Source organism: Ruegeria arenilitoris (genome assembly GCF_013032855.1).
In the GTDB taxonomy this organism is placed as follows: domain Bacteria; phylum Pseudomonadota; class Alphaproteobacteria; order Rhodobacterales; family Rhodobacteraceae; genus Ruegeria; species Ruegeria arenilitoris.
In genome coordinates this window covers 559,455-580,300 of record NZ_WQDA01000003.1, presented here as the reverse complement: position 1 = coordinate 580,300, position 20,846 = coordinate 559,455, and the positions used below count along the sequence as shown (strand labels likewise).

General features: G+C 59.5%; 22 protein-coding genes. 11 read left to right on the top strand and 11 right to left on the bottom strand.

Annotated elements, in window-relative coordinates:
• Positions 1-44 precede the first annotated feature (44 nt).
• Complete coding sequence (locus GOW72_RS13045) at positions 45-656, bottom strand: invasion associated locus B family protein (RefSeq protein WP_170367119.1); 612 nt, start codon at positions 654-656, stop codon at positions 45-47.
• Between the two features lie 469 nt (positions 657-1,125).
• On the opposite strand from GOW72_RS13045, the gene GOW72_RS13040 reads away from it, so the two are divergent.
• Positions 1,126-2,673: a helicase HerA-like domain-containing protein gene (locus tag GOW72_RS13040; RefSeq protein ID WP_170367118.1), complete on the top strand. Its 1,548-nt coding sequence runs from the start codon at positions 1,126-1,128 to the stop codon at positions 2,671-2,673.
• Positions 2,674-2,715: 42 nt separating this feature from the next.
• Here the strand turns inward: GOW72_RS13040 and GOW72_RS13035 are convergent, their stop codons facing one another.
• From GOW72_RS13035 to GOW72_RS13005, 7 genes are all read right to left on the bottom strand, one after another.
• Positions 2,716-2,970, bottom strand: coding sequence for a hypothetical protein (locus GOW72_RS13035; RefSeq protein WP_170338583.1), 255 nt, complete (start codon positions 2,968-2,970; stop codon positions 2,716-2,718).
• A 188-nt stretch (positions 2,971-3,158) separates the two neighbouring features.
• Positions 3,159-4,472: a branched-chain amino acid ABC transporter permease gene (locus tag GOW72_RS13030; protein WP_170357869.1), complete on the bottom strand. Its 1,314-nt coding sequence runs from the start codon at positions 4,470-4,472 to the stop codon at positions 3,159-3,161.
• The gene (locus GOW72_RS13025) at positions 4,469-5,479 is read right to left on the bottom strand and encodes a branched-chain amino acid ABC transporter permease (protein ID WP_093962081.1); all 1,011 of its coding nucleotides are present in this window, start codon (positions 5,477-5,479) and stop codon (positions 4,469-4,471) included. The genes GOW72_RS13030 and GOW72_RS13025 overlap by 4 nt, the downstream gene beginning before the upstream one ends.
• 210 nt (positions 5,480-5,689) lie before the next feature.
• Positions 5,690-6,241: a hypothetical protein gene (locus GOW72_RS13020; RefSeq protein ID WP_170367117.1), complete on the bottom strand. Its 552-nt coding sequence runs from the start codon at positions 6,239-6,241 to the stop codon at positions 5,690-5,692.
• Positions 6,242-6,348: 107 nt separating this feature from the next.
• Positions 6,349-7,179 carry an ABC transporter ATP-binding protein gene (locus GOW72_RS13015; RefSeq protein WP_170338588.1) on the bottom strand — a complete coding sequence of 277 codons (831 nt, stop codon included), beginning with the start codon at positions 7,177-7,179 and terminating at the stop codon, positions 6,349-6,351.
• On the bottom strand, positions 7,176-7,964 hold the full coding sequence (locus tag GOW72_RS13010; RefSeq protein WP_093962961.1) for an ABC transporter ATP-binding protein: 789 nt from the start codon (positions 7,962-7,964) through the stop codon (positions 7,176-7,178). The genes GOW72_RS13015 and GOW72_RS13010 overlap by 4 nt, the downstream gene beginning before the upstream one ends.
• 131 nt (positions 7,965-8,095) lie before the next feature.
• Entirely contained in the window at positions 8,096-9,277 is a 1,182-nt protein-coding gene (locus tag GOW72_RS13005; RefSeq protein ID WP_170338589.1) for an ABC transporter substrate-binding protein, read from the bottom strand.
• 167 nt (positions 9,278-9,444) lie between these two features.
• Between GOW72_RS13005 and GOW72_RS13000 the strand changes: the two genes are divergently transcribed.
• Together GOW72_RS13000 and GOW72_RS12995 are read left to right on the top strand one after the other, a co-directional pair.
• Entirely contained in the window at positions 9,445-10,542 is a 1,098-nt protein-coding gene (locus GOW72_RS13000; protein WP_170338591.1) for a PQQ-dependent sugar dehydrogenase, read from the top strand.
• A 32-nt stretch (positions 10,543-10,574) separates the two neighbouring features.
• The gene (locus GOW72_RS12995) at positions 10,575-10,985 is read left to right on the top strand and encodes a hypothetical protein (protein ID WP_170338593.1); all 411 of its coding nucleotides are present in this window, start codon (positions 10,575-10,577) and stop codon (positions 10,983-10,985) included.
• Between the two features lie 3 nt (positions 10,986-10,988).
• On the opposite strand, the gene GOW72_RS12990 is transcribed toward GOW72_RS12995, so the two are convergent.
• Positions 10,989-11,993, bottom strand: a complete 1,005-nt coding sequence (locus GOW72_RS12990) for a GlxA family transcriptional regulator (RefSeq protein WP_170338595.1) — start codon at positions 11,991-11,993, stop codon at positions 10,989-10,991.
• A gap of 169 nt (positions 11,994-12,162) precedes the next feature.
• On the opposite strand from GOW72_RS12990, the gene GOW72_RS12985 reads away from it, so the two are divergent.
• Complete coding sequence (locus tag GOW72_RS12985; RefSeq protein WP_093962074.1) at positions 12,163-13,533, top strand: class II 3-deoxy-7-phosphoheptulonate synthase; 1,371 nt, start codon at positions 12,163-12,165, stop codon at positions 13,531-13,533.
• Positions 13,534-13,587: 54 nt separating this feature from the next.
• Here the strand turns inward: GOW72_RS12985 and GOW72_RS12980 are convergent, their stop codons facing one another.
• Positions 13,588-14,262 carry a PAS domain-containing protein gene (locus GOW72_RS12980; protein WP_170367116.1) on the bottom strand — a complete coding sequence of 225 codons (675 nt, stop codon included), beginning with the start codon at positions 14,260-14,262 and terminating at the stop codon, positions 13,588-13,590.
• A 237-nt stretch (positions 14,263-14,499) separates the two neighbouring features.
• Between GOW72_RS12980 and GOW72_RS12975 the strand changes: the two genes are divergently transcribed.
• The 7 genes from GOW72_RS12975 (at position 14,500) to phoB (ending at position 19,910) form a co-directional block, all read left to right on the top strand.
• Complete coding sequence (locus GOW72_RS12975) at positions 14,500-15,390, top strand: YicC/YloC family endoribonuclease (protein WP_170367207.1); 891 nt, start codon at positions 14,500-14,502, stop codon at positions 15,388-15,390.
• 15 nt (positions 15,391-15,405) lie between these two features.
• Positions 15,406-16,047 carry a guanylate kinase gene (gmk, locus tag GOW72_RS12970; RefSeq protein WP_170357855.1) on the top strand — a complete coding sequence of 214 codons (642 nt, stop codon included), beginning with the start codon at positions 15,406-15,408 and terminating at the stop codon, positions 16,045-16,047.
• Positions 16,044-16,577: a gamma carbonic anhydrase family protein gene (locus tag GOW72_RS12965; protein ID WP_170367115.1), complete on the top strand. Its 534-nt coding sequence runs from the start codon at positions 16,044-16,046 to the stop codon at positions 16,575-16,577. Before gmk ends, GOW72_RS12965 begins: the two co-directional genes overlap by 4 nt.
• Before the next feature lie 16 nt (positions 16,578-16,593).
• Entirely contained in the window at positions 16,594-17,640 is a 1,047-nt protein-coding gene (locus GOW72_RS12960; protein ID WP_170339160.1) for a sensor histidine kinase, read from the top strand.
• Positions 17,641-17,710: 70 nt separating this feature from the next.
• Entirely contained in the window at positions 17,711-18,490 is a 780-nt protein-coding gene (gene pstB, locus GOW72_RS12955; protein WP_342355380.1) for a phosphate ABC transporter ATP-binding protein PstB, read from the top strand.
• A 16-nt stretch (positions 18,491-18,506) separates the two neighbouring features.
• Entirely contained in the window at positions 18,507-19,208 is a 702-nt protein-coding gene (gene phoU / locus GOW72_RS12950; RefSeq protein WP_093962068.1) for a phosphate signaling complex protein PhoU, read from the top strand.
• 12 nt (positions 19,209-19,220) lie between these two features.
• Positions 19,221-19,910 (top strand): phosphate regulon transcriptional regulator PhoB, encoded by a 690-nt coding sequence (phoB, locus tag GOW72_RS12945; protein WP_170367114.1) that lies wholly within the window; start codon positions 19,221-19,223, stop codon positions 19,908-19,910.
• Between the two features lies 1 nt (position 19,911).
• Here phoB and GOW72_RS12940 read toward each other — a convergent pair whose 3' ends face one another.
• Complete coding sequence (locus GOW72_RS12940) at positions 19,912-20,823, bottom strand: LysR family transcriptional regulator (protein ID WP_170367113.1); 912 nt, start codon at positions 20,821-20,823, stop codon at positions 19,912-19,914.
• Positions 20,824-20,846: the final 23 nt, after the last annotated feature.

Here is a 20,846-nt window from a genome sequence, read left to right as displayed (position 1 = left end):
CCGCCATCGGATGATGGCGGCTTTGGTCATTCATTTTGGCGTGATCAGTTGGTGTTGACCTGCAGGCCGTCAAAGGCAGCGGTAAATCCGCTCAGCGACAGATCCATGTTGATAACCTGATCGGGCGCGCGTGCGGGCACCAGTGAAATGGTAGCCTTCGTTCCTGCTTTCATCGCGTCAATGTCGCCTTGGGTCAGACCCAGCTGGGCAACGCAACCGACCGGAACACAATGGTGATAGTTGTACAGCTTGCGCGGTGCGCCATCGATCGAGATGGCCAGTTGTGCCTGCAGCAGGGTTTCCAGCGGAACAATGACGTTTGCCCAGGCTGCGGCGGCACCACCGGCGGGCAGCTTGCCAACGGTAATCTCGGCCAGAGGTTCATTCTGCGCACCGTTGAGAATCTGAACCATCGCGCAGGGGTCATCGCCGGATTGCGCCTTGATGCAGGAGATCTCCCAGTCGCCCGACTTCTCGCGGACATATTGCTCGCCGGCACGCGGGCCGCTTTGACCCAGATCCAGGTCGGAGCCGGTATCCGTGGTCTGACCGGCTTGGGTCTGTTCTTGAGTTTCAGTCGTGGCTTCCTGGGCGAACGCGCCTGAGCCCAGCAATGCAGCCGTTACCAGGGTGGCTGGAACAAGTTTGGTGATCATCAGTGCCTCATTGTGCTGATACAGCTTTTTCAAACGTCTCTAGCATTCCTGCTCGGCCATGTCAGTTGCAAAGCGCGCGCCACACGCGGGATTGGACGGATTTTCGCCGACCCATCATAGGCCACCTGAAGTGACGCCGGGAAGCCTTTGAGTACAAACGACAAAGGGAGCCGTACGTGCGGCTCCCTTCAATCAATATATCTCCCCGTCGGACTGGCCGACTTAGTTATGCCCGAACGTTACGAGAGGCGAACCCAGTGGTCAACTGCTAACAGCGAAATTTAATGTTTCCACAAGCAGAAACTTGGCAATTTCAAAAAAAGGGGCTGTGCCCGAAAGCACAGCCAGTCGACAGGGAGGAAGTTTGCCCACCACACGAGGGAATTGCGAGGCGGGCAAAATCACTATCGCAGTCAAAGGTTAAGTTTGTATGGTGGTGCCGGGACGCTAAGTTTTGGGGCATATCAATATGACGGAAAACGTTTTTGTCGGCGGTGGCGGTGTTGATTACAAGCAGCCGCAGGGTTTGACGCTGAAATATTCAAACAGGCACGGCTTGATTGCCGGTGCAACGGGGACGGGCAAGACCGTGACCCTGCAAATCCTGGCCGAAGGGTTCTCGCAGCAGGGCGTTCCTGTTTTCCTGTCTGACGTCAAAGGTGACCTGTCCGGACTGACGCGTCCCGGCAGCCCCGATCACAAGTTGCATCAGGCCTTCATGGACCGTGCCCAGCGTATCGGGTTTGCCGATTACTCCTATGCCGCGTGCCCGGTCACGTTCTGGGATCTGTTTGGTGAGCAGGGCCACCCTGTCCGGACAACGGTTACCGAGATGGGGCCGCTGCTGTTTTCCCGGCTTCTGGACCTGAGCGAAGCGCAGGAAGGTGTGCTGAACATCGCCTTCCGGGTTGCGGATGAAGAGGGAATGCCGCTGCTGGATCTCAAGGACTTGCAGGCTCTTCTGGTCTGGATTGGTGAAAACCGGTCGCAGCTGTCCCTGCGCTACGGAAATGTCTCGACCGCTTCGATCGGTGCCATACAGCGACGATTGCTGGTGTTAGAAAACCAAGGCGGCGCACGGCTATTCGGTGAGCCCGCGCTCGAACTGTCGGATTTGATGCGCCTGGATGAAAACGGCCACGGGATGGTCAACATCCTTGCTTCTGACAAGCTGATGGGCGCGCCCGGGCTGTATGCCACGTTTCTTTTGTGGCTGCTGAGCGAACTGTTCGAGGAACTTCCCGAAGTCGGCGATCCCGACAAGCCCAAGCTGGTCTTTTTCTTCGACGAAGCCCATCTGCTGTTCGACGATGCGCCCAAGGTTCTGGTGGACAAGGTCGAGCAGGTCGCGCGATTGATCCGATCCAAGGGCGTTGGGGTTTACTTCATTACTCAGAACCCGGCCGATATTCCCGAAGATATCCTCGGACAGTTGGGCAACCGCGTCCAACATGCTTTGCGCGCCTTCACCGCGCGCGATCGCAAGAATTTGCGGCTGGCCGCGGAAACCTATCGGGAAAACCCGGCCTTCGACACGGAAACCGCGATCCGGGAAGTCGGAGTGGGCGAGGCGTTGACCTCGATGCTTGAACGGAAGGGCGCGCCGGGTATGGTCGAGCGGACATTGATACGTCCGCCGGGTTCACAACTGGGCCCGATTACCGACGCCGAGCGCAAGGCTGTGATTGAGGCGTCTCCGATGGCCGGAAAATACGAAACGCTTCTGGATCGCAAATCGGCATTCGAAATCCTGCAGGCCCGCGCGGCCAAGGCCGCGGCCGAGGCCGAGGAGGCCGAACCAGAGGAGCAAGACGACACCCGGTCGGTGTCCGAGCGGGAGTATTCGGCGGCGCGCAGATACAGCGGCAGCAGAGTAGGGCGATCGTCTGCACGATCGGTCCGAAAGCAGGACAGCTTTGCCTCTGCCATGAGCGAGGCAGTCATCAAAGAGCTGAAAGGAACCACAGGACGCCGCATCGTTCGCGGCATTCTGGGCGGGCTGTTTCGCAACCGTTGAATTTCATCGCCCTGCCAGCCGGAACTGGCGGGGCGTGCCGCGTCAGCGCTTGAGGCGCCGCTGTCCTTCCTGCTGGCAATAGGCGTCAGCTTCGGGAACCGACATCTTGGTGGCCGGGAAATCAATCGCGCGATCCCAGACAACCCGATCCTGGCGATACAGTTGGCAGGTCACGACGCCCTTGGGCGTCTGTACCTGGACGGGTGTGGTTTCCAGTTCACGGGGGCTCGGGATACATCCGGCCACAACAGCTAGGACCGGAACCATAAGGGCAATTTTCTTTGTGGAAGTCTTCATGGTGCAAGAACTTTTCTTCTGGGTCAGAGTTTACTCGTTAAGATCGGCGCATCAGGTGAGTGGTCTTTCGAACAATATGCGCCGATATGGTTCATAGAGTGTGAAGCCGTCTATTGATTTTTCAAGCCGCAATCAAGAAACCGCGCCATTCGCATGGCGCGGCCTGACGGTTTCGTGATGAAAGATGTCTACTTCTCGGGGATCAGGCCCCTTGGGCTGAATCTGAGAACAATCAGCAGGATAAGCCCCATCGTGAACAGGCGCATATGTGCCGTGCTTTCGATCAGGTGGGCCTTAAGCGCGCTGCCATCTGGCATGCTGGAAGTGATCAGGTTCATAAGCCACAGACCGATGGGCTCGACCTCGACCCACAGGAACCAGATCAGAAAGGCCCCCAGGACCGAGCCGAAATTGTTGCCGGAACCGCCGACGATCACCATCACCCAGACAAGGAAGGTGAACCGGAGCGGTTGGTAGGCGCTGGGTGTCAGCTGGCCGTCCAGCGTCGTCATCATCGCCCCGGCAATGCCACAGATGGCCGAGCCCAGAACGAAGATCTGCAGATGACGGCGGGTGACGTCCTTACCCATGGCTTCGGCGGCGACCTCGTTGTCGCGGATCGCGCGCATCATGCGGCCCCACGGGCTTTTGAGCGCCATCTGAGCCATCCAGAGCAGGATGAGAAGCACGATCAGGAACAGGAATGCATAACCCAGTTTCACCCACAGGGTCGAAGCGGTCACCGGGTCCAGCCCGAATGAGGCTGCACGTTCGACGAAGGACGGGTCGCTCTGCAGGTCAATCTCATAGCCCACGATAGGTGAGGGGCGGGGGATGCCGTAGACGTTCTTGACCCCTCGGGCCAGCCAGTCCTCGTTTTTCATGATCGCAATGATGATCTCGGCGATGCCCAGCGTGGCAATCGCAAGGTAGTCCGAGCGCAGACCCAACGCCGTCTTGCCAATCAGCCAGGCAGCGCCCGCGGCCAACAGCCCACCCGCCGGCCACGCAAGCAGCACTGGAAGATTCAGCCCGCCGATATTTCCGGCAATGGCTGGGTCGATGGCTTCGACGGCAGCGATGCTCGGGTCGAACACCGCGCGATAGACGAAGAACCCGACGACGAGGATTGCGATGATCGCCAGCGTTCGTGCCCGGCCCTTGGGCATTTTTTGCGCGGCCATCACGGCTGCGACAACGGTCGCCGCCCCCAGCAGAAGCGCCAGCACGATCCCGTACCCGCCCGCGGACCAGGCTCCGGGTGTCGGAGGGGTAGAGACCAGCACAACCGCAAGTCCGCCCAGCGCAACAAAACCCATGACGCCGACATTGAACAGTCCGGCGAAGCCCCATTGCAGGTTCACACCGATCGCCATGATCGCGGAAATCAGACCCATGTTCAGAATCAAGATCGCCGTGTTCCAGCTTTGAACGAAACCGGTCAGCAGGATCAGCCCGCCGACAATCACGAAAAGCAGGGTGTTTTTGACTGCTTCGTTCATACCGCTTTCCCCTTGAACAGACCTGTTGGCTTGAACAGAAGCACGATCAGCAGAATGACGAAGCTGACGGCGAATTTGTAATCGGTGGACAGGAACTGCACCAGGCCCGAAGGTTCCAGGCTTTCCGGGGCAAGGTAAGTCAGCACCTTCTTCCAGGCATAAGTGATCGTGACTTCGGAAAAGGCGATAATGAATCCGCCTGCGATAGCCCCAATCGGGTTACCCAATCCGCCCACGATGGCCGAGGCAAAGATCGGCAGAAGCAGCTGGAAATAGACGAATGGCTTGAAGCTCTTGTCCAGCCCATAGAGAACCCCGGCCGTCGTGGCCAGTGCCGCAACGATGATCCAGGTGATCATCACCACACGTTCCGGGTTGATGCCGGACAACAAGGCCAGATCCTCGTTGTCGGAATAAGCGCGCATCGACTTACCGGTGCGGGTCTTGTTGAGGAACCAGAACAGCAAGGCGACGGCAACGACGGCGACGATCACGGTGATACCCTGCGAGGTCTTGATCGCAAGCCCCTCATCCAGCCCGGTCATCTTTTTGAAATCCCGCGCAGAAATCAGGAACCGTGCCCCATCCGAGAACCTTTGGTCATCGGGGCCGATGATGAAGCGCACCAGCCCATTCATGATGAACATCACGCCCATGGACACGATCACCAGGATCACAGGTTTGGCCTTTTGCTCGCGGTAGAACCGATAGACCAGTCTGTCGGTGATCAGCACCAGAAGGATGCACCCCAGGATCGCAAACGGAAGCGCCAGAAGCGCCGTCGGCAGGGGCCCGAACCCGATCCCAGCGGCCTGAAGACCCCAGGTGACCAGTACGGCGATCATTGCGCCGAAGGCCATCGTATCCCCGTGGGCAAAGTTGGAAAACCGCAGGATGCCGTAGATCAGGGTGACCCCCAGCGCCCCAAGTGCCAACTGGCTGCCATAGGCAACCGCAGGCACGATCACAAAGTTCGCAAGCGCAACAAGCGCATTCAGTAGGTCCATTATGTTCTTCTCACTGTCCGGGTGCGGCTTTATGGCATGACGCCGACGAAAGACACAACAATTTGGAGCATGATTTTTGCGGCTTTGTGCATGTTTTTATGCGGTTTGGCGGACATTGATCACACGCGTTCCAACCGTCTGCTAATCCCCGAAAGAAAAAGACCGCGCCACCATGTGGGACGCGGCCTGAAATCGCAGATGATTGGGGGACTAGGCTCCGGTTTCCGTGCATTGGCCACGGTCATTCTGAAGGACCGGACGGCGAATGGACAGGTTGTAGGACAGATCAGGGCTTTTGACGAAGAAGGTCATGACATGCTGTTCGGTCGCCAGGATGAACGTCATGTTGTTCAGGCCAGGAAACACCTGAGCATCCCCGGTCGTGTCACCGAATTTGACCGATCCCTTTTGCTTGCCTTCAAGCCGTGTCAGCCGGTACTCGGTTCCATCAATATCCGATATGCACACAAACTCGCGTTGCTGAGCCACAGCGCCAGTTGCCAAGTGTGCGACCAGTGCGGCGATCATCCATTTCTTCATTTTGACTTCCAATTTTTGTGCCCCCCAATTGGGGCGCGTTTCGGGGATTGGTGTAGTGGTTCGGGCGCAGCGATATTTTTGAAATTTGACCTGATTAAAGCAGCAGATTGGCATTCCGAGAAATTCCACAGGCTTTTTGAACCGGTGCGCTGCCAGGAAATAATTTATATTTTTCAGATGCCTAATAAGGGTTTTAAGGAAGAAGGGTGTGGCCGGAAACACCTATTGCCATCTTCTGGCCTTCAATTTTGCGCAAAGCGATCAAGCAAAAGGGCCAGTCGAGAATCCCGACCGGCCCCATGAAAAAACCGAATTCTGAAAACCGTCGGTTAGCCGCCCAAAAACGACTTGCGCACTTCCTCGTCCGCCAGCAGTTCCTTACCGGTTCCCGTGTATGCATTGCGGCCTTGGACCAGCACATAGCCCTTGTCGGCGATCTCAAGTGCCTGGCGGGCATTCTGCTCGACCATCAGGATCGGAAGGCCAGTGCGCGACACTTCGATGATGCGGTCGAACAGTTCGTCCATCACGATCGGCGAAACGCCCGCAGTCGGTTCGTCCAGCATCAGCACTTTGGGCTTGGTCATAAGCGCGCGGCCGACGGCCACTTGTTGGCGCTGTCCGCCCGAGAGCTCACCCGCCGCCTGGTTGCGTTTGTCTCGCAGGATCGGGAACAGCTCGAACACCTGTTCCATCGTGTCCGAGAAATCATCCGTGCGGATGAACGCGCCCATTTCCAGATTTTCCTGAACCGTCATCGAGGTGAAAATGTTCTGCGTTTGGGGCACAAAGCCCATGCCTTTGATCACCCGGTCCTGCGGGCTGAGGTTGGTGATGTCCTCTCCATCCAACCGCACCGATCCGGCGCGCACGTCCAGCATGCCGAAAACGGCCTTCATCGCGGTGGATTTGCCAGCGCCGTTGGGGCCGACGATCACGGCGATTTCGCCCTTGTCCACGGCGATCGTGCAATCGTGCAGAATGTCGGGGCCTTTGCCGTACCCGCCGGTCATGGTGTCACCGATCAGGAATGGACCGCCCTCTACACGGTGGGTCTTGCCGCTGACCCGATGGGCCGGCGTCATCGTGCCGATGCCATGCGTGTTGGTGATCGAGGCGTCCTTGTTGCCCTTGTCATCCTGATAGGGATTGTCGCTCATGCCCCGGCCTCCAACTGGTCTTTGTTCTTGAGCCCAGTACCCAGATAGGCCTCGATGACATGCTCGTTGGCCTTGATCTCGTCCAGCGTGCCCTGTGCCAGAACCTTGCCCTCGGCCATGCAGATCACCGGATCGCAGATCTTGCCGATGAAATCCATGTCGTGTTCGATCACGACGAAGGTATAGCCGCGTTCCTTGTTCAGACGCAGGATCGTATCGGCGATGGTCATCAGCAGGGTGCGGTTCACGCCTGCGCCGACCTCGTCCAGGAACACGATCTTGGCGTCCACCATCATCGTGCGGCCCAGTTCCAGCAGCTTTTTCTGGCCGCCCGAGACCTGACCCGCCTTGTGGTCGGCCAAGTGTTCGATGGTCAGGAACTCCAGCACCTCGTCGGCCTTGGCGCGCAGGGCGCGTTCCTCATCGGCAATCCGCTTGCGGCCGAACCATGTGTTCCACAGCGATTCACCGGATTGGCCACCGGGGACCATCATCAGGTTTTCGCGGCATGTCATCGACGAGAACTCGTGCGCGATCTGGAACGTGCGCAACAGCCCCTTGTGAAACAGATCATGGGGCGGCAGGCCGGTGATGTCTTCGCCATCCATCCAGACCTTGCCGCTGGTCGGAGGCAGAACACCCGCGATCACATTGAAAAGAGTGGTTTTTCCGGCCCCGTTTGGACCGATCAGGCCGGTAATCGAGCCCTTTTCGATCTCCAGCGATGCCCCGTCCACCGCATGGAAACCGCCGAAATGCTTGTGCACGTCCTCGACGACGATCATGTGTTCCCCTGTCCGCGGCTTTCGCGGTTCTTCGTGTTGCCCCATCCCCAAGATAAGGTGGCGCCTTTTGTCATTGAAACAGCCCGGGCACAAGGCCCGGGCTGCTTGGTATCATGCGGTCAGCTAACGGATCAACGGAACTTGACGGTCTCGTTCTTGCCGTCTTTCACTTCGATCTCGCGGTAGGACCCAGCGCTTTCGCCCGGACCGATCAGTTCGACACCCGAAGCGCCGACATAGTCGATGTCCTGACCAGCGGCCAGCAGTTCCAGACCCTTGGCCAGTTCACCCGGATAGATCTTCTCGCCGGGGGCGTTGGCCACATCCAGGATCTTGCCACCGTACTGGGCCGGATCGGCCGACCCTGCTGCCTGCATGGCCAGCATGAACAACGCGGCTGCGTCATAGCTTTCAGGCGAGTAGGGCGACGAGCCGTCAAAGCCCGCGGCTTCGGCCATGGCAAAATACTTCTCGGCGCCTTCGCCGCCGGAACCGGCGATCTGACCAAACGAGCCGTCCAGATCGGGGCCGACATTCGCAGGCAGCGAGTCACCGATCATGCCGCCCGGCAGACCGAACGTGTCGAACGCGCCGCTGTCCAGAGCGGACTGGATGATGCCCAGACCACCCTGATCCAGGTAACCGGCAACCACGAGGATGTCCCCACCCGCCGAGGCCAGTGCGCCGACTTCGGCCGAATAGTCCGCTTTGCCGTCTTCATGTGCTGCAACGATGGTCACTTCACCGCCCACGGCCTCGAACGACGACTGGATCGCGTCGGCCAGACCTTTGCCGTAGTCGTTGTTGGTATAGGTCAGAGCGATCGAATTGATGCCGCGGTCTTTCAGAATGTCAGCCATAACCTGACCTTCGCGCGCATCCGACGGGGCGGTGCGGAAGAACAGCCCGTTGTCTTCCATCGTCGACAGACCGGGTGAGGTCGCTGACGGCGAGATCATGACCATGCCATTCGGAATAGCGACGTTCTGCAGGATTGCGCCAGTTACACCCGAGCAGTCGCCGCCGATGATGCCGGCGACGCCATCGGCGATCATGCGTTCGCCGTTCGAGGTGGCCAGGCCGTTGTCGATGCAGCCGGTATCGGCGCGCGACGGGGTGACGGTGGCGCCGCCCAGCAGCTTGCCGGATTCGGTCACTTCGGCCATCGCCAGTTCAGCGCCCGAACCCATTGCCGGGGCCAGTGATTCAATCGGCCCGGTAAATCCGAACAGAACGCCCAGTTTGACGTCTTCGGCCATTGCGGCACCGGCCAGCAATGCGGTTGCTGCAGTCGCAGTAAGCAGCTTTTTCATTAGGTTACTCCCTTGTTGGAACGTATTCGTTCTGAGCAAGACCCTAGGCAAGCTGTTCAGAAAAGAAAAGTCCAAACAGGAATGTGTCTTTTGGCTGAACAACTCTATTTGTTTTCTAGGGTTTGGTTCCCGGGCGGCTCATTCTGACCGGGATTGGAGCGATAGATATGATCAGGGTTTTCACGATTCTCATTCTGATGATTTGCGGCAGCGTCGCGTCGGGCGAGTCATTGAAGACATCCGCAGGCGAGGTCTCGGTGACGACCATGCTTGCCGGCCTCGATACGCCCTGGGCGATCGGCCTGCTGCCTGATGGCAGTTTTTTGGTTACCGAGCGCGACGGCCAGTTGCTTTTGGCGCGTGACGGCAAGGCCACCAAGGTCCGGGGCGTTCCGAAAGTCGCGGCGCAAGGGCAGGGCGGTCTGCTGGACGTAACCATCGCCCGCGATTTTGACCGCACCAGAGAGGTGTTTCTCACATTCTCGAAGCCACAGAGCGGCGGGGCCGGTACGGCGGTTGCCGTGGCGCGCCTGTCCGAGAACGGCAAGCGGCTGACCAACCTGAAGGTGATATTCGAAGCGGTTCCCGGCGGCTCGGGTGGCCGGCATTTCGGATCGCGCGTGGTCGAGGCGCAGGACGGGACGCTGTTCATCACTTTGGGGGATCGTGGCGACAGGCCGACCGCACAGGACCGCTCGAACCACATGGGGACGGTTATTCGGATCAACCGCGATGGCTCGATCCCGGCGGATAATCCGTTTGTCGCGCAAGAAGGCATCCGCCCCGAGATCTGGTCCTTTGGTCATCGCAATCCGCAAGGCGCTGATATTGATACGAGTGGCCGGTTGTGGGTCTCGGAACATGGCGCCAAGGGCGGGGACGAAGTGAACCTTGTGAAACCCGGCGCCAACTACGGTTGGCCGGTCATTTCCTACGGGACGCATTATTCCGGAGAGAAGATCGGCGAAGGCACCAGCAAGGCCGGAATGGAACAGCCGCGCTTGTATTGGGATCCGTCCATCGCGCCGTCGGGCTTGATGGTCTATTCCGGCGGGATGTTTCCCGAATGGCAGGGTGACATCTTCGTGGGTTCGCTGAAATTCGACTATATCGCACGGCTGTCCGGCAACCCGTTGCGCGAGGTCGAGCAGATCAAAGGCCCCGAGACCGAACGGGTCCGTGACATCGTGCAGGCCCCGGATGGGGCGATCTGGTTCATCTCGGTCGGGCAGGGTGCGGTTTACAGGATTTCCCGTTCGTCCTAGGAGTGCAGCGATACACTTCTAAGAGGATTGAGATGTTCCGCATTCTCGCAGCAATATTTTTGTCCCTTTCGACACTTCCCGCCGCGGCCGACGAGGTCTTTGCGACCTATGCCGATTACGAAGCCTTCGTCGACACCAAGATCAAGAACCGCGAGTTCTCGAACGTCATCAACCGGTTGGGCGGCGCCGACGAATACACGCCGCAGCAGATGCAAGTCCTGCAAGGGCAGCTACGTGACCTTGTTCCGTACTACCTGACCAATGCCGACGTTGCCAAACGGGTCGAGCTTGAGAACGGGTTCGCGCAGGAAATGCGGATCTACTGGAACGACAAGAACAGCTATCTCTACTATTACGCTCTTCTGCACCAACGCGACGACGGCGTGATGGTTCTGCAGTTCAGCATCAACACCAGCGCCGAGTCCATTCTGGCGAAGTTCTAGGTGTCAGACCGACAGCCGTCCGCTCTGCGTTCCACGCTCGCGATAGGGCGTGGTGTTGTAATGCGCGCGGTAGCATTTCGAGAAATGGCTGGGGCTGGCAAAACCGCAGGCCAAGGCCACGTTGATCACGCTCATGTCGGTCTGCATCAGCAGGTTGCGCGCCTTGTGAAGCCGCAGTTCCATGTAATAGCGCTTGGGCGAACGGCTCAGATACCGGCGGAACAGTCGCTCGAGCTGGCGGGTCGACATGCCAACATCCTTGGCCAGGATCGAGGGCGAAATCGGCTCCTCGATGTTCTTCTCCATCATCAGGATGACCTGGCTCAGCTTGGGGTGGCGCACACCGATCCGCGTGGGCGTCGACAGGCGCTGGGTGTCCTGATCGGTGCGGATGGAGGAATAGATCATCTGGTCGGCCACTGCATTGGCCAACTCCTCACCGTAATCGTCGGCAATCAGTTTCAGCATCAGGTCGATTGACGAGGTGCCACCGGCCGTTGTCATCCGGTTGCCGTCGATCAGAAAGACGGATTTCGTCAGTTCGACGTTTTCGAACTCTTCCGCAAAGCTGTCGGCGTTTTCCCAGTGGATGGTGGCGCGTTTGCCGTCCAGCAGGCCGGCCTTGGCGAGGGTATAGGCCGCCGTGCACAAGCCACCGATCTTCAAGCCTTTGCGGGCCTCGCGGCGCAGCCAGTTCAGAACCTTTTTGGTGGTCGCCGCCTGAACATCGACGCCGCCACATACAAGGATCACCTCGTCCCGCTGCAGTTCGTCCAGATCGCGGTCAAGCTCGAACGTCGTCCCGGCCGAGCAGCTGACCACCTCTCCGCCTTCACCGGCCAGCGACCAGGTATAGATCTGCTGATCCGCCATCCGATTGGCAATCCGAAGGCTGTCCAGTGCCGAGGCAAAAGACAGCAACGAAAACTTGTCGAGCAACACGAATACGAAATTGAGCGGCTTGGCCGCGCGCTTGTCCACAGTGACAACTTGGCGTTGCTCTTGCATGGCGAACTGTCCTTGATTCGGCGGGCCGAGGCCCGAGGCCTGCGGCGAATTTGACCGACACCATGCTCAAAGCTTGTTTCCGACGTCAAGAGGCGCAAATCGGATATGGTCTCTGGTCTATGGATTTTGTATAGAGACCACCTGAATTACCTCAGCGGAGATCAAAGCTATGACCGAGTGGCAAAAAACGAACTGGCGCAGCAAGCCGCGGGTTCAGATGCCAGACTATACCGACGCGGCCGCGCTGGCCAAAGTCGAGGCCAAGCTTTCGCAGTATCCCCCGCTGGTTTTTGCGGGCGAGGCCCGGCGTCTGAAACAGCACTTGGGCGCGGCCGGCCGTGGCGAGGCCTTCCTGCTGCAGGGTGGGGACTGCGCCGAAAGCTTCGACCAGTTCAGCGCCGATGCGATCCGCGACACCTTCAAGGTGATGCTGCAGATGGCGATGGTTCTGACCTATGGTGCCAAGGTTCCGGTGGTCAAGGTGGGCCGTATGGCCGGCCAGTTCGCCAAGCCGCGCAGCGCGCCGACCGAAGTGGTCGATGGCGTAGAACTGCCAAGCTACCGTGGTGACATCATCAACGAACTGGCTTTCACGCCCGAGGCGCGTATCCCGAACCCGGAAAAGATGCTGCAGGCCTATACCCAGGCTGCGGCCACTCTGAACCTGCTGCGCGCGTTCTCGACCGGCGGTTTCGCGGACATGAGCCGTGTGCATTCCTGGACCTTGGGTTTCACCAACGAACAGGACGTGCAGAAGTATTCCGAGATCGCCGACCGCATTCAGGACACGATCGACTTCATGGAGGCCGCCGGCATCACCGCGGATACCACCCATGAATTCTCGACCGTCGAGTTCTACACCAGCCACGAAGGACTGCTGTTGGAGTATGAAGAAGCGCTGACGCGACTGGATTCGACTTCGGGCAAATGGCTGGCCGGCTCGGGCCATATGATCTGGATCGGCGACCGCACCCGTCAGCCCGACGGCGCGCATGTCGAATTCTGCCGCGGCGTGCTGAACCCGATCGGTCTGAAATGCGGCCCGACCACCACGGCCGAGGACCTCAAGGTTCTGATGTCCAAGCTGAACCCGGACAACGAAGAAGGCCGTCTGACCCTGATCGCGCGCTTCGGCGCGGGCAAAGCGGGCGAGCACCTGCCGCGCTTGATCAAGGCCGTCAAGGAAGAGGGCGCCAAGGTGACCTGGGTCTGCGACCCGATGCACGGCAACACGATCAAGTCGGCCACCGGCTACAAGACCCGGCCGTTCGAATCGGTCCTGCGCGAGGTTCGGGATTTCTTCGGCGTGCATCAGGCCGAGGGCACGATCCCCGGCGGTGTGCATTTCGAGATGACCGGACTGGACGTGACCGAATGCACCGGCGGCGTCCGCGCCGTCAGCGAAGAGGACCTGTCGGACCGCTACCACACCGCCTGCGACCCGCGTTTGAACGCATCGCAGTCGCTGGAGCTGGCGTTCCTGGTGGCTGAAGAGCTGACCAACCTGCGCCGTGACCGAAAGGACCGCGCGGCAAGCTGAGGCATGTCGGATTGAAACGCAAACGGCGGGCCCTCGGGTCCGCCGTTCTGCTTTTCACTCGTCGCGAGAGAAGACCAGCCGCAGGTGTTTCGCCGGTCTCTGGAAATCGGCCTGATCCTCGGCAAAGCCCGCCTCGATAGGCCGGCTGTTGTGGGCCTGATCCTGAATGTTCACCAGTGCGCGGATCCGAGTGTCCTCGATTCCGAACCGGCGCGGAGTAGCGCCGATCGTGCCATCGCTGACCATCACACCCAGCACCCGGCTGACATCCCCCAGATCGCTTCTGAGGGGCAACAGGATCATGCGGGCCTGCAGCCGCGTCCGGCCGAGCTTGCCTTTTGAAACAAGGCTGAACTCACCGATCGCCGGAGCGGCGAACACCTCTTCCAGCGCCTCTGACACCTGATCACGGGCGCTGGGATCAAAGAAGGCGGTCAGAGGCATTCCGCGCACCTCCATCCCCGCGATTTTGTTCAGATGGCTTCCCGCCAGTCGAAACCGGGCGAGGCCGGGCGCGATGCGTTCCAGAATGAATGTGTATTCCAGAATGTTCTCGAGGCCGCGTGGGTCGATCTGGGAACGCTTGGGAACGCCGTCGCCGCTCAGCAGCGCGGTCCAATACGCCTCAGCCTGACGGATGGGGAACAGACTGCGCCCACTGTCAAAGCGATCCATTGCGATGATCTTTCCAGCTTTCGACCCGGAACCATTCCAGAAGAAGGTTTTCATTACCATGCACCTCGTGTCGATTGGCGGCCATCCGGTCCGTGCGCCATGCAAAGCGATAGCGGCCGACCCATCCTTCGACTGACAGATTGACACGGGTTTATTCAATTTTGGACCAAATCTTTAAGGAATGGTTAACTTCTTGCGATGAATTGCACATCCGGCAAGGTCTTGCCCTATGGGGTACGATAGCTTTAGGTGCAGCAGAACAAGGCTGCGCAGCAGTGGGAAAGGGCAGGCATGATCAAATCCATGACCGGTTTTGCATCCGGAAAGGGCGCATTGGGGCCGCACAGCTGGAGCTGGGAACTGCGCAGTGTCAACGGCAAGGGTCTGGACATGCGGTTGCGGGTGCCGGACTGGCTGACGGGACTTGAGGCTGCGCTGCGCGCGGATATGTCCAAACAGATCAGCCGGGGCAACGTGACGCTGAGCTTGCGCGTTGCCCGCGAAGAAACCGCCGCCGAACTGAAGCTGAACGAAGGCGCAATGAGCGCCGCGCTGGAGGCGTTGGCGCAGGCCGAGGAATTGGCGGTCAATAAGGGCGTCGCGCTTGCTCCGTCAAAGGCCAGCGATCTGCTGATGCTCAAGGGGATGCTGGACGCAGCAGCCGAAGACGACGATCCCGCGCCGCTGGTCGAGGCGTTGAAATCCGAATTTGGCAGTCTGCTGGCCGAGTTTGTGGAAATGCGCCGGGATGAGGGGCAAGCCCTGGCTTCCGTCCTGTCGGCCCAGTTGGATCAGATCCAGACCCTCACCGAGCAGGCCACCGAGTTGGCCGAGCGGCGCAAGGAAGCCATGGCCGACACTCTGCGCCAGAACCTAGCGCGGGTCATGGAAAACAGCCAGGGCGCTGATCCCGACCGGGTGGCGCAGGAGTTGGCCCTGATCGCGGTCAAAGCGGATATCACCGAAGAACTGGACCGCCTGGCCGCGCATGTCGTAGCCGCACGCGCACTGCTGGAGCAGGAGGCCCCGGTCGGCCGCAAGTTGGATTTCCTGATGCAGGAGTTCAACCGCGAGGCCAACACGCTGTGCTCCAAATCCCAGAACTCGGAGTTGACATCAGTCGGTCTGGAGTTGAAGGCGGTGATCGACCAGTTGAGAGAGCAGGTGCAAAATGTTGAATAAGCAAGGGAAAGCGTAATGGCGGATCGCCGCGGTCTACTCATCATCCTGTCGTCGCCCTCGGGTGCCGGGAAATCCACTTTGGCCCGTCGCCTGATGGAGTGGGACACCGATCTCGAGTTTTCGATCTCGGCCACTACCCGCGCCCCGCGCCCGGGTGAGGAACACGGACGCGAATACTATTTTCTCAGCGAAGATGATTTCCGCCAGCAAGTGTCAAATGGGCAGATGCTGGAACATGCCCATGTGTTCGGCAATTTCTACGGCTCACCCGCTGGACCAGTGCGCGAAGCGATCCAGAGCGGGCGGGACGTGCTGTTTGACGTAGACTGGCAGGGTGAAGTGCAGATCCGGAATTCCGAGCTGGGCAAACATGCTTTGTCCATTTTCATTCTACCGCCATCGATCAAAGAGCTGCGCCGCCGGCTTGAAACCCGCGGTCAGGACAGCGCCGACGTCATTTCCAAGCGCATGATGAAAAGCTGGGACGAAATCAGCCATTGGGGCTACTACGACTATGTGTTGATCAATGACGATCTGGCCGCAACCGAGGAAAAGCTGAAGACGATCGTCAGCGCCGAGCGGATGCGCCGTATTCAGCAGCCCCGGTTGCAGGATCACGTCCGCGCCTTGCAATACGAATTCGAGAGCATGTCATGACCATTTACGCATTGGGACAGGACGTCCCGCAGATCCACGAAGACAGCTGGGTTGCGCCGGACGCGAACCTGATCGGCAAAGTCGTCCTGGAGCGAGGTGCATCCGTCTGGTTCGGGTGCACGATCCGAGCCGATCACGAAGAAATCCGCGTGGGCGAGGGCAGCAACGTTCAGGAGAACTGCGTGATGCATATCGACGCCGGTTTTCCTCTGACGATCGGAAAGAATTGCACCATCGGCCACAAAGTGATGCTGCATGGCTGCACTATCGGTGACAACAGCCTGATTGGTATGGGAGCCATCGTCCTGAACGGCGCGAAGATCGGCCGGAACTGCCTGATCGGGGCAGGGGCCCTGATCACGGAAGGCAAGGAGATCCCCGACAACTCGCTGGTGATGGGAGCCCCTGGCAAGGTGGTCCGGCAACTGGACGAAGCGGCGGCCCGGCGGATCACGTTCAGCGCGCTCCACTATCAAGAGAACATGCGCAAGTTCCGGGAAACGCTGACGCCCGTTTCGCCCGTCGCATAGGTCCTGTGAACCGGTCATGAGCAACGAACTGCTTGCCGAAGTCGTCTCTGCTTTGCCGATGCCCGCATTGATGGTCGATCAGACCGAGCGGATCATCGCCTCGAACGCGGATGCGCGTGCGTTGTTGGGCCGAAACATCGACGGTCGCCATTTTGCGACGATCCTGCGACAGCCGCAGGTCATCGAAGCGATGGAGAAAAGCTTGCGGAGCAAGGGGCCGGCCAACAGCCGGCATCTGGCGAACGACGGCGCACAGGACACTGCGTTTCAGGTCCACTGTCGGTACATGCAGGGCGTTGGCGCGGTTTCCGGTGGCGCGGTTCTGGCAACGTTCATGGATGTGACCCACCTTGAACAGGCCAGCCAGATGCGCCGTGACTTCGTTGCCAATGTCAGCCACGAACTTCGTACCCCACTGACCGCTCTGATGGGCTTCATCGAGACTTTGCAAGGACCGGCGAAGGATGACGCGGCGGCCCGGGACAGATTCCTGAAGATCATGACAGCCGAGGCCAACCGGATGAACCGTCTGGTCGGTGACCTGCTGTCGTTGAATCGGGTCGAGAGCGAAGAGCGCGTTCGGCCAAGGCAGCAGATTGAACTGATCGAGCTGCTGCGCGTGACGCTCGAGACGTTGCGCCCCTTGGCGGATGACGCGGGCGTTTGCCTGTCTCTGAGCGCCCCGGATAACCCCGTTCGCCTTCCGGGCGACAATGACCAGCTGCGGCAGGTCTTCACCAACCTGATTGAAAACGCGATCAAATATGGCGGCAGCGGTGGCGGTGTCGATGTGCAAGTGACGGTTTCAGATCAGGATACCGCGATCCGGGGACCGGCCGCCCGGGTGAGGGTCATCGACAAGGGCCCTGGCATCGATCCGGTTCATCTGCCTCGACTTACCGAACGGTTTTACCGCGCCGACAGCCACCGCTCGCGCGAGTTGGGGGGGACGGGGCTGGGCCTGGCTATCGTCAAGCACATCATCAACCGCCACCGCGGTCGGTTGCGGGTGGAAAGTGATTTGGGAAAGGGCGCGGTGTTCACCGTCATTTTGCCCATGTAAGACTGGCGCGTGATAGGCTAGGAACGGTCAAGCCGAGTACTCGGACCAAAAAACGAAGGACCCGCCACCCGTGGATAGCGCATTGGAAACCGAAACCCTCAAGGTCTCAGCCAGGAACGTGAACGTGTTCTATGGTGACACGCACGCCATCAAGGACGTGAATGTAGAAATCCAGGACAAGACCGTTACGGCGTTCATCGGGCCCTCGGGGTGCGGCAAGTCTACCTTTTTGCGGTGTATGAACCGGATGAACGACACCATCGACATCTGTCGGGTCGAGGGTGAAATCCGCCTGGATGGGGAAGACATCTATGACAAGCGGATCGACCCCGTGCAACTGCGCGCCAAGGTCGGCATGGTGTTTCAGAAACCCAACCCTTTTCCAAAGTCGATCTATGACAACATCGCATACGGCCCGCGCATTCATGGTCTGGCCAAGACCAAGGCCGAACTTGACGAGATCGTCGAGAAATCCTTGCGCCGCGGCGCCATCTGGGACGAGGTGAAGGATCGCCTGGATGCCCCTGGTACTGGTTTGTCAGGAGGGCAACAACAGCGCCTGTGTATCGCACGCGCCATCGCCACGGCACCCGAAGTTCTGTTGATGGACGAGCCCTGTTCGGCACTGGACCCGATTGCCACCGCCCAGGTCGAAGAGCTGATCGATGAACTGCGTGAGAGGTTTTCGGTCGTGATCGTCACCCATTCGATGCAACAGGCGGCGCGCGTCAGCCAGAAAACGGCGTTTTTTCACTTGGGCAATCTTGTCGAGTTCGGTGATACCGCCCAAATCTTCACCAACCCCGAAGACCCGCGTACCGAAAGCTACATCACCGGCCGCATCGGCTGAGAACAGGTAAAAGACCATGAGCGAACAACATATTGCATCTGCCTTCGACCGCGATCTTGAGGCGGTTCAGGCCCACATCATGAAAATGGGTGGTCTGGTCGAAGCCGCGATTACAGGTGCGGCCCGTTCGCTGGAAACGCGGGACGAGGAGCTTGCGCAGCAGGTGCGGCAGGGCGACAAGGCGATTGATGCGCTTGAGGACCTGATCAATGAGGAAACCGCCCGGGTGATCGCTCTGCGGGCGCCCACCGCCGGCGACCTACGGTTGGTGCTGTCCGTTCTCAAGGTTTCGGCCAACCTGGAACGCATCGGCGATTACGCAAAGAACATCGCCAAGCGCACCACCATTTTGGTCGAGGCCAACCAGATCGGCGGCAGCACCGCCGCACTGCGCCGCATGGCGCGTGAGGTTGAGCGGATGCTGCGTGACGCATTGGACGCCTATATTCAAAGGGATGCTGAGCTGGCCCGTGACGTTATCGATCGGGACCAGGAGGTGGACCAGATGTACAACGGCCTGTTCCGCGAGTTGCTGACCTTCATGGCTGAAGACCCGCGCAACATCACGGCCTGCATGCATCTGCATTTCATCGCCAAGAACATCGAGCGGATGGGCGACCACGTCACTGCCATCGCCGAACAGGTGATCTATCTGGTGACCGGCGAACGGCCGACCGAAGCCCGCCCGAAAGCAGACAACACCTCGCAATCTCTGTAAGAGGTGGCCGGCATGCCAATGGGCCAGCCGACTATCCTGATCGTCGATGATGAGCCCGCACTGCGCGAGGTGCTGGCGTACAACATGCAGTCCGCCGGGTACAAAGTGGTTCAGGCAGCAAGCGGCGAAGAAGCCCTGGTGCTGGTCCAAGAGGTGGCGCCTGATCTGATCGTGCTTGACTGGATGATGCCCAATCTCAGTGGGATTGAGCTGTGTCGTCAGCTAAAGGCACGCCCGCAGACCCGCGCGATTCCGATCATCATGCTGTCGGCGCGGTCCGATGAGGGGGACAAGGTGCGCGGTTTGGAGACGGGGGCCGATGATTATGTGGCCAAACCGTATTCGATGGCGGAACTGATGGCGCGAATCCGAGCTCAACTGCGTCGGGTACGCCCGGCGGCGGCTGCGGAAACCCTGGAATATCACGACATCGTCGTGGACCTCGAAAGCCACAAGGCCAGTCGGGCGGGCAAGCCGCTCCGGATGGGGCCAACCGAATTCCGGCTGCTGTGCACCTTCATGGAGAAGCCGGGGCGCGTGTTCAGTCGCGATCAGCTATTGGACCGTGCCTGGGGGCGCGACGTCTATGTCGATTCCCGCACCGTGGATGTCCATATTGGTCGACTGCGCAAGGCGTTGACGGCGTTTGGCGGAGCCGACCCCCTTCGAACGGTTCGAGGTGCTGGATACGCGCTGGATTAGCCTATCTGGGCAGAGTTTCGTCGTTTTGGGCCTGCGACGCCAACCAGTGACGGAAGTGCCGAAGTGTCGGATCTTCGGACTTTGAGCTTGGCCAGACCAGATAATAGGCCCCCATGGTTTCAACCGGATCCTTGCAGGCTGCAACAAGTCTGCCGGTCGCCAGGTCTTGCTCGATCAGATAGTTGGGCAGCAGGGCGACGCCCAGCCCATGCAGGGCGGCTTGATTGATGGTCGTGAATTGATCGTGCACCGTACCGGGCAGGGCGCCTGAATGCGGAACGCCCATTTGTTTGAACCAGTCTTGCCAGGCGCGCGGGCGGGTCTGGATGTGAAGCAGGGGCAGTTTCAGCAATTCGCGCGGATCGTCCGGCGCGCCTCCTGGCAGGAGCGAGGGGGCACATACCGGTAGAACCCTTTCCACCTTCAGCAGCAGACGATCGGTTCCGGGCCAATCCGGGTCCCCGAAATGTAACGCAGCATCAAAGGGTTCCGACGAGAAATTGAAAGGCCTCAGGCGCGTGGACATGTTGATCGTGATGTCAGGATGCAAACGGGCAAAATCCGGCAGCCGTGGCACCAGCCAACGCATTCCGAATGTCGGCAGGATTGCCAGATTCAACGTTCCACCCACTGGCGCGACGTGTAGTTTCAGGGAGGCCTGCGCAATTTGGTTCAGACCTTGCCGTATTTCCGCGACATAGTCCTGCGCCACCGGCGTCAACGCCAATCGCTTCTTGTCACGCAGAATGAGTTGCACGCACAGTTGGGTCTCGAGCGTCTGCAGTTGCCGGCTGACGGCGCTCTGGGTCAGCGCAAGCTCTTCCGCGGCGGCCGAGGCGGACCCCAGCCTGTCCAATGCTTCGAGCGCGCGAAGCGAAGAAATTGACGGAAAAAGTCGACGAGGCGTATCCATCTATGCGTTTTACTCATGAAAAC

Bases quoted from the DNA above. Each gene is read 5' to 3' on its own strand.
- GOW72_RS13045 (WP_170367119.1), bottom strand. From the start codon at position 656: ATGATCACCAAACTTGTTCCAGCCACCCTGGTAACGGCTGCATTGCTG.
- GOW72_RS13040 (WP_170367118.1), top strand. From the start codon at position 1,126: ATGACGGAAAACGTTTTTGTCGGCGGTGGCGGTGTTGATTACAAGCAG.
- GOW72_RS13035 (WP_170338583.1), bottom strand. From the start codon at position 2,970: ATGAAGACTTCCACAAAGAAAATTGCCCTTATGGTTCCGGTCCTAGCT.
- GOW72_RS13030 (WP_170357869.1), bottom strand. From the start codon at position 4,472: ATGAACGAAGCAGTCAAAAACACCCTGCTTTTCGTGATTGTCGGCGGG.
- GOW72_RS13025 (WP_093962081.1), bottom strand. From the start codon at position 5,479: ATGGACCTACTGAATGCGCTTGTTGCGCTTGCGAACTTTGTGATCGTG.
- GOW72_RS13015 (WP_170338588.1), bottom strand. From the start codon at position 7,179: ATGAGCGACAATCCCTATCAGGATGACAAGGGCAACAAGGACGCCTCG.
- GOW72_RS13010 (WP_093962961.1), bottom strand. From the start codon at position 7,964: ATGATCGTCGTCGAGGACGTGCACAAGCATTTCGGCGGTTTCCATGCG.
- GOW72_RS13005 (WP_170338589.1), bottom strand. From the start codon at position 9,277: ATGAAAAAGCTGCTTACTGCGACTGCAGCAACCGCATTGCTGGCCGGT.
- GOW72_RS13000 (WP_170338591.1), top strand. From the start codon at position 9,445: ATGATCAGGGTTTTCACGATTCTCATTCTGATGATTTGCGGCAGCGTC.
- GOW72_RS12995 (WP_170338593.1), top strand. From the start codon at position 10,575: ATGTTCCGCATTCTCGCAGCAATATTTTTGTCCCTTTCGACACTTCCC.
- GOW72_RS12990 (WP_170338595.1), bottom strand. From the start codon at position 11,993: ATGCAAGAGCAACGCCAAGTTGTCACTGTGGACAAGCGCGCGGCCAAG.
- GOW72_RS12985 (WP_093962074.1), top strand. From the start codon at position 12,163: ATGACCGAGTGGCAAAAAACGAACTGGCGCAGCAAGCCGCGGGTTCAG.
- GOW72_RS12980 (WP_170367116.1), bottom strand. From the start codon at position 14,262: ATGAAAACCTTCTTCTGGAATGGTTCCGGGTCGAAAGCTGGAAAGATC.
- GOW72_RS12975 (WP_170367207.1), top strand. From the start codon at position 14,500: ATGATCAAATCCATGACCGGTTTTGCATCCGGAAAGGGCGCATTGGGG.
- gmk (WP_170357855.1), top strand. From the start codon at position 15,406: ATGGCGGATCGCCGCGGTCTACTCATCATCCTGTCGTCGCCCTCGGGT.
- GOW72_RS12965 (WP_170367115.1), top strand. From the start codon at position 16,044: ATGACCATTTACGCATTGGGACAGGACGTCCCGCAGATCCACGAAGAC.
- GOW72_RS12960 (WP_170339160.1), top strand. From the start codon at position 16,594: ATGAGCAACGAACTGCTTGCCGAAGTCGTCTCTGCTTTGCCGATGCCC.
- phoU (WP_093962068.1), top strand. From the start codon at position 18,507: ATGAGCGAACAACATATTGCATCTGCCTTCGACCGCGATCTTGAGGCG.
- phoB (WP_170367114.1), top strand. From the start codon at position 19,221: ATGCCAATGGGCCAGCCGACTATCCTGATCGTCGATGATGAGCCCGCA.
- GOW72_RS12940 (WP_170367113.1), bottom strand. From the start codon at position 20,823: ATGGATACGCCTCGTCGACTTTTTCCGTCAATTTCTTCGCTTCGCGCG.